Source organism: Roseomonas sp. KE2513 (assembly GCF_016107305.1).
Lineage (GTDB): Bacteria > Pseudomonadota > Alphaproteobacteria > Acetobacterales > Acetobacteraceae > Roseomonas.
The window spans coordinates 25,601-38,466 of sequence record NZ_RCVR01000008.1 but is presented as its reverse complement, the minus strand read 5'-3'; the positions used below and the strand labels follow the sequence as shown (position 1 = coordinate 38,466).

The window sequence follows — 12,866 nt, the reverse complement described above, 5'->3', positions numbered from 1 at the left end:
TGGGATGCGATGACTCAAGTCTGCTCGGAGTGTCAGGTCCGCGACCGCTCCATCTGCGGCAGTCTCTCGGATCCCGACCTCGAGACCCTGAACCGCCTCGGCCGCAGCCGCCGCCTGGAAAAGGGCGAGACGCTGCTCTGGGCCGGGGAGGAGGCGGTGGTCTGCGCCAACCTCCTCTCGGGCGTGCTGAAGATCAGCGCCGCCACCGCGGACGGGCGGGAGCAGATCGTGGGGCTGCTCTACCCCTCAGACTTCGTGGGCCGCCCCTTCGCCGAGGAGGCCGAGCAGAGCGTCACCGCGCTGACCGAGGTTGAGCTCTGCGTCTTTCCGCGCAAGCCCTTCGAAGCCGCGCTGGAGCACCATGCCCGGCTGGAGCGCCTGCTCCTTCGCCGCACCCTGGCGGCGCTGGACGAGGCCCGCGCGCGCATGCTGCTGCTCGGCCGCATGACCGCCGGGGAAAAGGTGGCGGCCTTCCTGCTGGACATGGCCGGCCATCTCGGCCAGCGCTGCGCCGCCGGCGCCACCACCTTCGACCTGCCCCTCACCCGAGCCGAGATCGCGGACGTGCTGGGCCTGACCATCGAGACCGTCAGCCGCCAGCTGACGAAGCTGCGCCAGGATGGGCTGATCGACCTTCCCTCCGGCCGCCAGGTGACGATCCGCAACCGGCACGGGCTGCAGGAGCGCGCCGAGGCCGCCTGAGGCGCCCCGCCGGGCGAGGGCGGAGGGGCGCCCCACCGGGCGAGGGCGGAGGCGCCCCACCGGGGTTCAGGTATCGAGCGTGCCGGGGGCGAAGACCTCCTCTAGTTCCAGGCACCGGCGCGAGAGGTGCTGCTCCGCGGACCAGCGCAGGATCGCCTTCAGCTCCGCCCGGTTGGCCGAGACGCCGTAGGTCCAGGGGTCCGTGCCCAGCACCGCTCGCGTCTCCTCCCAGGCCTGGGGTAGCCAGGGAATCATCGCCGGCAGGGTGGAAGCCCGGAGCGCCTTGTCCCACTCCGCCATGGCCAGGCGCTTTGCTTTCAGGAAGCCGTCGTAGAGCCGTCGGGCGAGGCTGGGATCGCGCGCCAGCACCGCCCGGCGGATGCCGATCACATGCATGATCGGATGGAACCCCGTGCGGCGGTGATAGGCGATCTCCGCGGCCTTCACCTCCGGGAACAGCCGGACCACCCGCGGGTCACCTTCCGTGAAGGCCGCGGGCGGCGTCGGCGAGAAGATCGCGTCCAGCTCGCCCCGCAGCAGCGCCGCGTTCAGCGTGTCTCCTTCGGCCAATGGCGCCACGTCCATCCCCGCAGGCAGCTCCAGCGGCAGCCGCTCCCGCCGCCCCGCGGCATTCGTGCCCGCCGTGCGGTAGCGGATCGCGTTCACCTCCACCCCGTGCTCGTCGGCGAGGATCCCGCGCACCCAGAGGCCGAGGGTCATTTGGTACTCGGGGATGCCGACCAGCCGCCCCTCAAGGTCCTTCGGTTCCGCAATCCCCGCGTCACGCCGAAGATAGATAGCCCCGTGCCGGAAGGCGCGGGAGACGAAGACGGGCAGCGCCACATACTCCCCCTCCCCGCGCGAGACCTGCATCAGCTGGCTGCTCAGCGACAGCTCGCTCGCGTCGAACTCCGCCCGCTGCACCGCCCGCGGGAAGCTCTGCTCGGAGGCGATGGGAACGGGCACGATCTCCACCCCCTCTACCCTCACCCGCCCGTCGAAGAGCGGCCGCACGCGGTCATAGGGCGCGCAGGCGAGGACAAGGGTGGTCATGGGAATCACTCCTCCGGCCGACGCATCATGGCGCGGCCCGGCCGGGCTGCCAGCCGCCTTGCCCCGCGCGGGCCCGGGACAGCAGACTGGCGAAAACCGGAACGGAACGTCCCCCATGCTGCGCCGTCACCTGGTGCCGGGCGCCATCGCCGCACTGGCCGCCCCCTCCCTCCTTCGCGCGCAGGAGGCAGCCTGGCCGCAGCGCCCCATCACCATCGTCGTGCCCTTCCCGCCCGGCGGGTCGAACGACCTTCTCGCCCGGCCCCTCGCCCAGCGGCTGCAGGTCGCACTGGGCGGCAACCCCGTGGTGATCGAGAACCGCGGCGGCGCGGGCGGAACAGTCGGCGCCACCGCTGTCGCGCGGGCGCCGAAGGACGGCCACACGCTTCTTTGGGGTCATATCGGTACGCTGGCGGTGAACCCCTGGCTCTATCCCCAGATCACCTACGATCCGATCCGGGACTTCGCGCCTGTCGCCCTCGTCGCCACCCTACCGAGCGTGCTCGCGGTGCATCCCTCCCTGCCCGTTCGCACGGCGGCGGAGTTCATCGCCCATGCCCGCGACAATCCCGGCCGGATCGAGTACGGCAGCGCCGGCAACGGCGCCGCCTCCCACATCACCATGGCCGCCTTCGCCGATGCCGCGGGGATTGAGCTCGTCCACATCCCCTACCGCGGAAATGGCCCCATGCTCGCTGACTTCCTCGCTGGCCGCTTGAAGGCGAGCTTCGCCGGGGCGCCCGTGGTCATGCCGGGCGTGCGCGACGGACAGCTCATCGCCCTCGGCATCAGCGCCGCCAGCCCCTCCGCCTCCATCCCCGGCCTTCTGCCCGTGAGCCAGGAAGCGCTGCCCGGCTTCGAACTCGTGCAGTGGCACGGCCTGGTCGCCCCCGTCGGCACGCCGTCCGCCCTCGTCGAGGTGATGAACGCCAAGCTCAACGCCGTCATCTCCGGCCCCGAGATGCGCGAGCGCCTGGCGACGGAGGGCGCCGATCCCGCCGCCCGCTCGCCCCAGGCCTTCAGCCACCTTATCGCCTCGGAGATGGAGCGCTTCCGCGTCCTCGTCGCACGCGCGGGCATCAAGGCAGACTGACGCCTCTACCCCTCCGCGGTGATGCCCAGCCGCTGGATCAGCCCGCCCCAACGCGCCCGCTCGGCCGCCGCGAAGGCGGTGAAGCCGGCGGAATCGGAGCCGACCACCTCGAAGCCGGCGCCCTCCAGCACGCCCCGCGCCCGTGGCGCGGCAAGGGCGGCCTGAGCCCCCGCCCCCAGGCGCGCCACGATCGCCGGCGGCGTGACGGAGGGCGCGACCATCCCCATCCAGGCGTAGCTCGTCGCGTCAGGCATCCCGGCCTCTCCAAGTGTCGGCACGGGGGGAAGCTGGGCCAGCCGGTGGTCCGCCGTCACGGCCAGGGCGCGCACCTTGCCCTCGGCCACCTGCGGGATGATCCCGGCGGCGATCACCACCATCGCCTGTAGTCGCCCGGCCACGAGATCGAGCGTCGCCTCAGGGAAGCCCTTGTAGGGCACGTGGACGAGATCGAGCCCGAGCCGCGCCTTGATCTCCTCCATTGCCAGGTGCCCGGCCGATCCCGCGCCCACGGAGCCGAAAGCCATCGCGCCCGGATTGGCCTTCGCATAGGCCACGAAGCCCGTGAAATCCTCCGCCGGCACCGAGGGATGGACGACGAGAAGCTGCGCGCCCCGGGCAAGCAGCGAGACATACGAAAGATCCCGCGCGGGGTCGTAGGGCAGCCGCGGATAGAGCGCCGGCGCCGTCACCAGCGGGCCGTTGATGCTTACCCCCAGCGTGTGCCTGTCCCGCGCCTTTGCCACGAGATCCGTGCCGAGATTTCCGCCCGCGCCCGGCCGGTTGTCGGCGACGAAGGGCTGCTCGAAGGCCTCGCTGAGATGCGGCAGGACCGCGCGGGCCACCGTGTCGGGCGTGCTGCCCGGTGGAAAGGGCACGATCACCCGCACGGGGCGGGAGGGCCAGGCTTCCTGCGCGCCCGCCCCGCGCGGCGCCGCTGCGGCAAGCGCCAGCCCCGCCATGATGCCGCGGCGGCCAAGCTGTTCCGTCATTCTGTTCCCTCCTTCTCGTCGCCGCACCCTGGAGGGCGGAAAGTCGCCGACCCTCTTTCTGGAATAGCCAGTCTCAATCCATTCGCCCGAGGAAGGCACCGCTCCTCTCCAGCCGCTCCTGCAAAGCGGCCACATCGACGCCCCGCACCCCGCCGTTGCCGCGCGCGACCATGGCCGCCGCCGCGCCCGCCGCCTCGCCCATCACCAGGCAGGCGCCGGAGACGCGCGCCGCCGACTGCCCCATATGCGTCATCGAGGCGCAGCGCCCGGCCACGAGCACGTTCTCCAGCCCGCGCGGCAGCAGCATGCGGTAGGGCAGGTGGTTGAAGCCCCGGCTGGCGGGGATGTCCTGCCACTTGAACAGCACGTCGCCCGCGACATGCGCCTCCACCGGCCAGCCGTTCACGCCGATGGTGTCGGCGAAGCTCGCGCAGCCCAGCACTTCCTCCTCCGTCAGCACGTGGTCCCCGAGCACGCGCCGCGTCTCGCGCAATCCGAGCTGGGGCGGGATGTCCACGATGTAAGCGTCGCGGAAGGCGGGCACGCGCGCGCGGAGGAAGGCAAAGCTGTCACGAATCTGCCTGCGCCCCTCGATCTCGCCCCGGCTGAGCTGGAGCGCGTCCGTCCCGTCCACCGCGCTGCCATCCGCATTCGCCACCTGCGTGACGTTCGCGCGCCACTCGATGGAGTTCTTCTGCGGCCGCACGATCGGCGTGCGCCGGGGAAAGCGGATGCCCTCGTCGCGCTCGGCGGCGGCCATGATGGCGGGGATCCCCTCCCAGGCGCGCGCCTCGGCCGCGCCAGGCTCCACCGCGTTCAGCCGGAACATCGTGGAGGGGTAGAGCATCCCCCCTTCTCCATCGCCCAGTTCCCAGGGCGCCCCGGCCCAGGCCGCTAGGTCGCCGTCGCCGGAGGCATCCACGAAGACCCGCCCCAGCACGGCCCGCCGGCCGGAGCGCGTCTCGATCAGCAGGGCGGAGACGCGGCCGCCGCCCTCCTCCATCACCACGCCCGCGGCGACGGCGTGGAACAGCACCTCCGCCCCTGCGGCCTCCAGCAGGTCATCCGCGGCGATCTTGAAGGCTGCGGTGTCGTAGGCCTGCGCCCAGGTCTTGCCGAAGACGTCGTGCGGCGCCCGGAGCCCGCCGAGCCGGTCAATCCGTCCCAGCAGATCGTCGGTCACGCCGTGCACGACCTGGCGGATCTCGCCGTGGACGTTGGCGTGCAGGCCGCAGAAATTCGTCACCCCCGCCGCGGTGCCCATGCCGCCAAGGAAGCCGTAGCGCTCCACCACCAGCACGGAGGCGCCGTCCCGCCCGGCCGCCGCCGCGGCCGCCATCCCCGCCATGCCGCCGCCGAGGACGACCACGTCGTACTCGCCGAGGATCTCCGTCCGGCGGCTCGGCTCCGTCAATGCGTGCCCGGTGCCCATCTTGCGCCTCCCCTCCACGGTTTATTCCACCCTTTTACTCCGCGCAGCTTGGCAGTTAATCGGCCATCATGTCGGATCACCTCACGCGGTTTGAAGGGTAATGCTCGTTTGGACACCCTGGCGAACCTGAAGGCCTTCCTCGCCGTCGCCGGCAGCGGTAGCTTCTCGGCCGCCGCGCGCTCGCTCGACCTCGCGCCCTCCGTTGTCACGAAGCGCGTGGACCAGCTGGAGCGCGCCGTCCGCCGCCCTCTCTTCCGCCGCACGACCCGCCGCGTCTCGCTCACCGAGGCGGGGGAACGCCTGCTTCCCCGCGTGCGCGCCTCGGTGGCGGAGGTGGAGGAGGTGCTCGCCGCCCTGGCCCGCCCGGACCGCGACCTGGAGGGCCACCTGCGCGTGAAGATGCCGACAACGCTCGGCATCCTTTATCTCGGCCCCGTGCTCGCGGCCTTCCAGTCGCGCCACCCGCGCGTCAGCCTCGACGTCGTGCTAACCGACCGGCCGCTGAACCCGATCGAGGAGGGCTTCGACCTCGCGCTCGGCGCCTTCCCGCAGGCCTTCCGCGGCGCCCTCGATGTGCCGCTCTGCCCGCTTGAGCGCATCGCCTGCGCCTCGCCCGCCTTTCTTGCCGCGAACGGCACGCCGCAGCACCCGCGCGACCTCGCCGCGTTCGACGCGCTCAGCTTCCTGCCCACCGGCAGCACATGGACCTTCGGCAGCCGCAGCGGCCCGATCAGTGTGACGGTGAACCCGCGCCTCTCCGCCAACGACAACCACGTCATCCTCGCCGCGGCGCGCGAGGGGAACGGAATCGCGGTGCTGCCCCGCTACGTCGCCGGCCCCGCGCTGCGCGCGGGCGCGCTGGTGCAGGTTCTCGCGGCGTTCCCGCTTTCCGAGATGTGGCTGAAGGCCGTGGTCCCCGAGAACCGCGCCCGCGTACCGCGCCTCGTCGCGCTGCTCGACTTCCTGCGCGAACATATCGGCGGGCAGCCGCCCTGGGAGCGAGAGGAGTGATCCTCGCTTTCGGTGCATGGCTGCGCGCGGCTCACCAGTGCTAACCCACCCGGTATGAGGCCGCCACGGCGCGTGCCATGCTCCCAGGCAACGAAACGGAGGAGCGCGCGCCATGATCGACCGCCGGATTCTGCTTGCCCTTTCCCTCGCGCCGACCCCGCTCCTCGCCCAGGCCGCCTCGCCCCTTATCTTCGCCGCGGGAGCGACGAAGCATGCGGTGGAGGAGTTGCAGGAGGCGCTGCGCGCCGCCGGCCGACCGGTGCCAGAAGCGGCCTACGACACCGTCGGCGCGCTGCGGGACCGCGTCCTGGCTGGGGAGCGTCCGGCCGTGGTGCTGCTCTCGGCCGAGGCCGTGTCCGCCATCGCCGCACGCACCGCACTGCCAGCCGAGGGCGTGGCGGTGGTTGGTCGCACCGGCGTCGGCCTCGCAGCGCCAGCCGGGCGGAACGTGCCGGATGTATCCACGCCCGAGGCCCTGCGCGCTGCCCTGCTCGCGGCCGAGACGGTGGCCGTCGCCGATCCCGCGCGCGGCGCCACCGCCGGCCGGCACTTCATGACGGCGCTGGACCGCCTCGGCATCGCGGAGGCGATGCGGCCGAAGCTTCGCCTCGTTCCCTTCGGCGTGGAGGGCGTGGCCATGGCGGCGCGCGGAGAGGTCCCGCTCGCCGTCAGCCAGGCGACCGAGATCACCGACCGCCCCGGCGTGCAGCTCGTCGGCCTATTGCCGGACGCGCTGCAGCTCTGGACCGTCTATCAGGTCGCCATGCTGCGCGAGGACGAGACGGCGCGCGGGCTGATGCGCCTCCTCACCTCGGAGGCTGCGCGCGCCGCCTTCGCGCGCATCGGCTTCCGCCCGCCGGCCTGAAGGGCCGCCTCACTCCGCCCGGATGCCGGCGCTGCGGATCACCTCGCCCCAGCGCTGCCTGTCGGCCGCGATGGTCGCGCGGAAGGCGGCCTGGTCGCCGCCCAGCACCTCCAGCCCGCTTTCCGCGATGCGCCTTTGGAACTCGGGCGAGGCCGTCACCCGCGCCAGCGCCGCGTCCCAGGCCGCCACCACCGGTGCGGGCAGGCCGGCCGGGCCTGCCAGCCCGATCCAGCTCGTCACCTCGAAGCCCGGCAGCGCGTCGCGGATGAGCGGCGTGTCCGGGAAGAGCGGCGAGGCCTGAGTGCCCCCGAAGGCGAGCAGCCGCAGCCCGCCGTCGCGGATCTGGCCGATGAATTCGGGGAAGTTCCCGAACATCATGTCCACGCGCCCGGCTGCGATGTCCACGATGGCGTTGGAGCCGCCGCGATAGGGCACATGCGTCATCCGCACCCCCGCCAGCCGCGAGAACAGCTCCCCCGCCAGGTGCTGGCTGGTGCCGTTGCCGGTCGAGGCATAGGTCAGCCGCTCCGGCGCCGCCTTCGCCGCCGCGATCAGCGCCTCCACCGTGCGGAAGGGCGACCCCGGCGCGACGACGAGCGCGTTGAGCACGCCCGCGACATTGCCGACCGGCACGAGGTCCCGGTCCATGTCCACGGGCATCCGCTGGCCCGGCAGTTGCGGCAGCACCGCGTAGGCGCTCATTGCCGCGACGTAGAGCGTGTGCCCGTCCGGCGCCGCCCGCGCGGCGGTCTCGGCCGCGATAAGGCCAGAGGCGCCCGCGCGGTTCTCCACCACCACGTTCTGGCCGAGCACCGGCCGCAGCGGCTCCGCCACCAGCCGCGCGACGAGGTCCACCGCGCCCCCTGCCGAGAAGCCGACGAGCAGCCGCACATCGTGGTCCGGGAAGGCCGCGCGCGCGGCAAAGGGCGCCCCGGACGCGGCAAGCGCGCCCAGCGCGAGGCGGCGAGTGACCGGCATCACGCCGTCCAATCCGCGGCCTGGAAGCGGAAGCCCTCGCCGTCGCGCGCGATGTAGCCGTTCGCGGGGAAGGGGAAGTGGTAGCCGGTCACGCGCACCCGGTCCGCCGCGCAGCGGTCGAGCACCGCGCGCCGCGTTGTCTCCGCCGCCACGGGATCGAAGTCGTACATCGCGTGGAAGCCTGGCCGGCGCACGAAGAGTTCCGGCCGGTGCGTGACGTCGCCGAGCACGATGAGCTGCCCGTCCCCGTCCGAGACGTGCCAGGAGGTATGCCCCGGCGAGTGCCCGTGCGTGCTGATGGCGCGAATGCCCGGCAGCGCCTCCTGCCCGTCCGCCACGCGCCGCACACGCCCCTGATAAGGTGCGAGGCGCCGCGCGAGGTTGCCGAAGTTCGGCTTCTGCCGCGCGGGCGCGGAGGATTCGTTGGAGGTATCGCTCCAGTAGCGAAACTCCGCCTCCGGGATAACCACCTCAGCCCTTTCGAAGACCGCCTTGCCGTCGGCGGTGGTCAGGCCGGTGATGTGGTCGCCATGGCAGTGGGTGAGGACGACATAGTCGATCGTCGCGGGATCGATCCCCGCCGCGCGCATGTTGTCGAGTGCCGAGCCCGCGGTGGGCGCGAGCTGCCCGCCCGTTCCGGCATCGAACACCGCCGTGCCGCGCGGGGTCCTCACCACCGTCATCGTATAGGGCGTGACGTAGCGGTCGCGCGGCAGGAAGCTCTCGGCCAGCACGCCCTGCACGGCATCGAGCGGCGCGTTCAGCACCAGCCCTTCAACGGGGATGGTGCCGACGCCATCGAACAAGGTCACGGCGGTGAAGCCGCCGACGCGGAAGCGGTGGAAGCCCGGATTGGCAGGCGCCGCGGGCGCATTTCCCTGGCCGCGCGCGCCCGTGTTCCCGGCCAGCAACGCGGCGGCGCCGAGCCCGAGCCCGGCATGGCGGCGTGTGATCATGGCCCTGTTTCCTCCCGTTCTTGCTTCGCTAATCGGCACGCATATCCGCGCGGCGGACCACCTCGCCCCAGCGCGTCCGCTCGGCGAGGATGAAGTCGCGGAAGGCCTCGGGCGTGCCCGGCGAGGCGACCGCGCCCTCCGCCTCCAGCCGAGGCCGCAGCGCCTCTCCCTTCAGGATGCGCGCGGATTCTGCGTTCAGCCGCTCGACGATCGGGCGCGGCGTGCCGGCGGGGGACAGCAGCCCGTACCACTGCGTCGCATCGAAGCCGGTCACGCCCTGCTCGTCCAGCGTCGGGATGTCCGGCGCGCCCGCCAGCCGCTCGCGCGAGGAGACGCCGAGCGCCCGCAGCAGCCCCGCCCTCACCGGCGGCAGGGCGGGCGGGCCGCCGGTGAAGGTGAGGTCGATGGTGCCACCGATGAGGTCGTTCATCATCGGCGCCGTGCCGCGATAGGGCACGTGCGTCATCTCCGTACCCGTCGCCAGGTTGAAGGCGGCCATGGCGATATGCGCGGCCGAGCCGTTCCCGCCGGATCCATAGGTCAACGCCCCCGGCCGCCGCTTGGCGAGCGCAATCAGCTCCTGGATCCCGCCCGCCGGCATCTTGCGCGGGTTCACCACCATCACGTTCGGCACCACCGCCGCCAGCACGATCGGCGCGAAGGAGGTAACGGTGTCGTAGGTGAGATTGCGGTAGAGGAAGGGGTTCACGGCCAGCGTGCCAATATGCCCCATCAGCAGGGTGTAGCCGTCGGCCGGTGCGTGGGCGACCACTTCGCACCCCACCGTGCCGCCGGCGCCGCCGCGGTTCTCCACCACGAAGGGCTGGCCGAGCGCCGACTGCAACTCGGCCCCCAGCGCCCGCGCGATGATATCGGTGGAGCCGCCGGGGGTGAAGGGCACCACGACCCGCACCGGCCTGTCCGGCCACCCCGCCTGGGCGCGCGTCTTGCCGGGGAATGCCGCGAGGGCGGGGGCGGCCAGCAATCCGCCGAGGAGGGCGCGGCGCGAGGGGATGGGCGGTGGGCGATGCGGCATGGGGCGTCCTCCTGCCCGTTCTCTGCCGGGCTCCGCGCAGCCTAGCCGCGGCGCGGGCCGGGAAATCCATCACTATTTCCGCCCGACCTATGCGCTCCGGGAATAGGCGCGGCTTTCGCTATCAGTCGCGCCCGGCATGACGAGGGGGCAACAACCGTCTAAGGATGGCGGCATGCGCCGCCCGCGGACAGGCCTCGCTCGCCTCCTCGCTTGCCTGCTGCTCCTGCAATGGGCCGGCGCGGTGCTGCCGCAGGCCCGCGCTATGGCCCGCATGGCCACGGCACAGGCGATCGAGCTCTGCACGCACGAGGGCAAGCGTCGGGTCCTCCTCGACGAAAGCGGCGCGCCCATCGAGGCGGCGCAGGATGCGGGCTGCTGCACGCCTGGCCCGGGCCCGGCATCGGTGCCGCCCGAGCCGCCCCGCCTCGCGCAGCCGGTCTTCTACGTGCTGGCCACCAGTGCCGAAAGCCGGGAAGGCCTGCCCGCAGGCCCGCCCCGCGCGCCGCCGCAGCAGCCCAGGGCTCCGCCGCAGCGCTGATCCCCCGCGCGCCGGTTCCGGCGCCGCGCTGCCCTTTCGTGCCCATCCATTCGCCGCCGCGCGTCGGCGGCACGCCCCGCAAAGGCATACCCATGCTTCGCCCGATCACCGCCGCGCTCGCGCTCGGCGCCGCCCTCGCAGCCGCGCCCGCGCTCGCGCATGTCACGCTCGACCAGGCCACTCTTCCCGCCGACAGCACCGTGCGCCTCACGATCCGCGTGCCGCACGGCTGCGCGGGCGCCGCGACCACCGGCATTCGCCTCCAGGTGCCGCCTGAGCTGCGCGGCGCGCGCCCGATGCCCCTCGCTGGCTGGACCCTCACCACCGCCATGCAGGGCGGCGCGACCGTCGCGGGGGAGCACGGCACCTTCGCCGTCCCGCGAGAGATCGCCTGGACCGGCGGCCACCTGCCGGACGACCAGTACCAGGAGTTCGTCCTTCTGATCCGCACCCCCGCCGAACCGGTTGCGACCCTGCACTTTCCGGTGGTGCAGGACTGCGAAGGCGGGAAGGTCTCCCGCTGGATCGAGCGCCCCTCGACCGCCGATGAGAGGCCGCGCTCTCCGGCGCCCTCGCTCCGCATCGTTTCGAAGGGCTGAGCCGCAGTGGCGCGCGCGCCCCTTCTCCGCCGCGCGCGTCAGCTGCTCGGCGCACTGCTGCTGGCGGCGCCGATACTGGCGATCGCACCGCCGGAAGTCCTGGCACATGCCGCGCTGGTGGATTCCTCCCCGGCCGATGGCGAAGTGCTGCCCGCCGGACCCGCCTCCCTGTTCCTCCACTTCGACGAGCCGGTCACGCCCCTGTCGCTGCACCTGCTGGGCCCGGCTGGGGAGGTGCCGCTGCGGCCGGTGCCGGGCCCGACCAGCACCCTCCGCGCCGCTCTTCCCGCGGGCCTCGCGGAGGGCACCTATATTGCCAGCTATCGCGTCGTCTCGGCGGACGGCCACCCGGTCGGCGGCGCCATCGCCTTCGGGTTGGGCACCGCGCCCGCCCCGACGCCGGTGGAAACAGCGCAGGACGCGGGCTGGACGGATGCCGCCGCGGTCCTGCGCGGCCTCTTCCTCGCGGCCTTCGCGCTCGCCGGCGGTGGCGCCCTCTTCCGCGCCCTCGTGGAGGAGGTGGCGCCCGCCCGGCGCCGCGCCATGGCGATCATCGCCGTCGCGGGGGCGGCCGCCGCGCTCGCGGCCCTGCCGGTGCAGGGCGGGGCCATGGCGGCCCTCCCCTTCCCTGCCAGCCTGGCCGACCCTTCCGTCTTCACGCTCGGCGCGGCCTCGTCGCTGCTGCCGCGCGCCCTCGCCACCGGCGCGGGCATGGCGCTGCTGGCGGCCTCGCTGCCCTTTGCCGGCTATCTCGCGCGCGGGCTGGGCCTCCTCGGCGCGACGCTCGCCGCCGCCGGCCTTGCCCTCTCCGGACACGCGGCGGCGGGCGGCGCGGGGATGCAGGTGATGCTCGCGGCCCACGCGCTGGCTGCCGCCTACTGGCTCGGCGCCCTCTGGCCGCTTCTCGCCATCCTCTCCGAACGGGGCGCGGACGCCTTGCCCGCCGTCCGCCGCTTCGCCGCACTCGCCATCCCCGCCGTCGCCCTACTCCTCCTCGGCGGCGCCGTGCAGGCGCTGGGGAACCTACCAGGATGGGGCGCCCTCTTTGGCACGGCTTACGGCGCGCTCCTCCTCGCCAAGCTGGCGGGCACGGCGGCGCTGCTCGGGCTCGCCACGCTCAACCACTTCCGTCTCACGCCCGCCCTGCCGGGCCGCGGCGGGCGGCCGCTCGCGCGCAGCATCCGGGTGGAGGCCGCGATCGGCCTGGCCATCCTCGCCGCCACAGCCTTCCTCGGCGTCACCCCGCCCCGCGCGACGCCCCATCACCCGGCGGCCTCGCCCGCCGGCATCCAGGCCGCCGCTCAGGCGGCTGGGCTGGCGCTGCGGCTGGAGGTGACGCCCGCCCGGCCCGGACCGAACCGCCTTACCCTGCACATCCAACACCCCGACGGGTGCCCCGCCGATCCCACGGAGGTCTGGCTGGAACTCTCTCAGCCCGCGGCCGGGGTGGACGGGTTGCGCCGGCGGATGCGGCCGGAGGCGCCCGGCCGCTTCGTGCTGGAGGGGCCAGAACTGGCCGTGACCGGGCACTGGACCGCGCGTGCCGAGCTGCTTCTGGGCGATTTCGATCAGGGGGCCGCCAGCTTCGCCTTTGAGGTCGGCCCGGCGCCGTAG

The 12,866-nt window shown here is 73.2% G+C and carries 13 protein-coding genes; 7 read left to right on the top strand and 6 right to left on the bottom strand.

What is annotated here, in order from left to right:
• Nucleotides 1–9 precede the first annotated feature (9 nt).
• Nucleotides 10–702, top strand: coding sequence for a Crp/Fnr family transcriptional regulator (locus D9599_RS10110; protein ID WP_198381111.1), 693 nt, complete (start codon nt 10–12; stop codon nt 700–702).
• A gap of 66 nt (nt 703–768) precedes the next feature.
• Here D9599_RS10110 and D9599_RS10105 read toward each other — a convergent pair whose 3' ends face one another.
• The gene (locus D9599_RS10105; protein ID WP_198381110.1) at nt 769–1,755 is read right to left on the bottom strand and encodes a hypothetical protein; all 987 of its coding nucleotides are present in this window, start codon (nt 1,753–1,755) and stop codon (nt 769–771) included.
• A gap of 115 nt (nt 1,756–1,870) precedes the next feature.
• Here D9599_RS10105 and D9599_RS10100 point away from each other — a divergent pair, with 115 nt between their 5' ends.
• Nucleotides 1,871–2,848: a tripartite tricarboxylate transporter substrate binding protein gene (locus D9599_RS10100; protein ID WP_198381109.1), complete on the top strand. Its 978-nt coding sequence runs from the start codon at nt 1,871–1,873 to the stop codon at nt 2,846–2,848.
• A 5-nt stretch (nt 2,849–2,853) separates the two neighbouring features.
• On the opposite strand, the gene D9599_RS10095 is transcribed toward D9599_RS10100, so the two are convergent.
• Nucleotides 2,854–3,837: a tripartite tricarboxylate transporter substrate binding protein gene (locus D9599_RS10095; RefSeq protein WP_198381108.1), complete on the bottom strand. Its 984-nt coding sequence runs from the start codon at nt 3,835–3,837 to the stop codon at nt 2,854–2,856.
• A 73-nt stretch (nt 3,838–3,910) separates the two neighbouring features.
• Complete coding sequence (locus D9599_RS10090; protein ID WP_198381107.1) at nt 3,911–5,269, bottom strand: FAD-dependent oxidoreductase; 1,359 nt, start codon at nt 5,267–5,269, stop codon at nt 3,911–3,913.
• Nucleotides 5,270–5,377: 108 nt separating this feature from the next.
• Here D9599_RS10090 and D9599_RS10085 point away from each other — a divergent pair, with 108 nt between their 5' ends.
• Both D9599_RS10085 and D9599_RS10080 read left to right on the top strand, forming a co-directional pair.
• The gene (locus D9599_RS10085) at nt 5,378–6,280 is read left to right on the top strand and encodes a LysR family transcriptional regulator (RefSeq protein ID WP_198381106.1); all 903 of its coding nucleotides are present in this window, start codon (nt 5,378–5,380) and stop codon (nt 6,278–6,280) included.
• 112 nt (nt 6,281–6,392) lie between these two features.
• A complete protein-coding gene (locus tag D9599_RS10080) occupies nt 6,393–7,145 on the top strand; it encodes a substrate-binding domain-containing protein (RefSeq protein ID WP_198381105.1) in 753 nt (250 codons plus the stop codon).
• A gap of 9 nt (nt 7,146–7,154) precedes the next feature.
• On the opposite strand, the gene D9599_RS10075 is transcribed toward D9599_RS10080, so the two are convergent.
• From D9599_RS10075 to D9599_RS10065, 3 genes are read right to left on the bottom strand one after another with little or no spacing between them, the layout of a single operon-like run.
• Nucleotides 7,155–8,123 carry a tripartite tricarboxylate transporter substrate binding protein gene (locus tag D9599_RS10075; RefSeq protein ID WP_232480365.1) on the bottom strand — a complete coding sequence of 323 codons (969 nt, stop codon included), beginning with the start codon at nt 8,121–8,123 and terminating at the stop codon, nt 7,155–7,157.
• The gene (locus tag D9599_RS10070) at nt 8,123–9,079 is read right to left on the bottom strand and encodes an MBL fold metallo-hydrolase (protein ID WP_198381103.1); all 957 of its coding nucleotides are present in this window, start codon (nt 9,077–9,079) and stop codon (nt 8,123–8,125) included. Before D9599_RS10070 ends, D9599_RS10075 begins: the two co-directional genes overlap by 1 nt.
• Before the next feature lie 28 nt (nt 9,080–9,107).
• Nucleotides 9,108–10,115 carry a tripartite tricarboxylate transporter substrate binding protein gene (locus D9599_RS10065; RefSeq protein ID WP_198381102.1) on the bottom strand — a complete coding sequence of 336 codons (1,008 nt, stop codon included), beginning with the start codon at nt 10,113–10,115 and terminating at the stop codon, nt 9,108–9,110.
• Between the two features lie 172 nt (nt 10,116–10,287).
• On the opposite strand from D9599_RS10065, the gene D9599_RS10060 reads away from it, so the two are divergent.
• From D9599_RS10060 to D9599_RS10050, 3 genes are all read left to right on the top strand, one after another.
• A complete protein-coding gene (locus D9599_RS10060; protein WP_198381101.1) occupies nt 10,288–10,653 on the top strand; it encodes a hypothetical protein in 366 nt (121 codons plus the stop codon).
• A gap of 92 nt (nt 10,654–10,745) precedes the next feature.
• Nucleotides 10,746–11,252, top strand: a complete 507-nt coding sequence (locus tag D9599_RS10055; RefSeq protein ID WP_198381100.1) for a YcnI family protein — start codon at nt 10,746–10,748, stop codon at nt 11,250–11,252.
• A 6-nt stretch (nt 11,253–11,258) separates the two neighbouring features.
• Nucleotides 11,259–12,866, top strand: coding sequence for a CopD family protein (locus D9599_RS10050; RefSeq protein WP_198381099.1), 1,608 nt, complete (start codon nt 11,259–11,261; stop codon nt 12,864–12,866).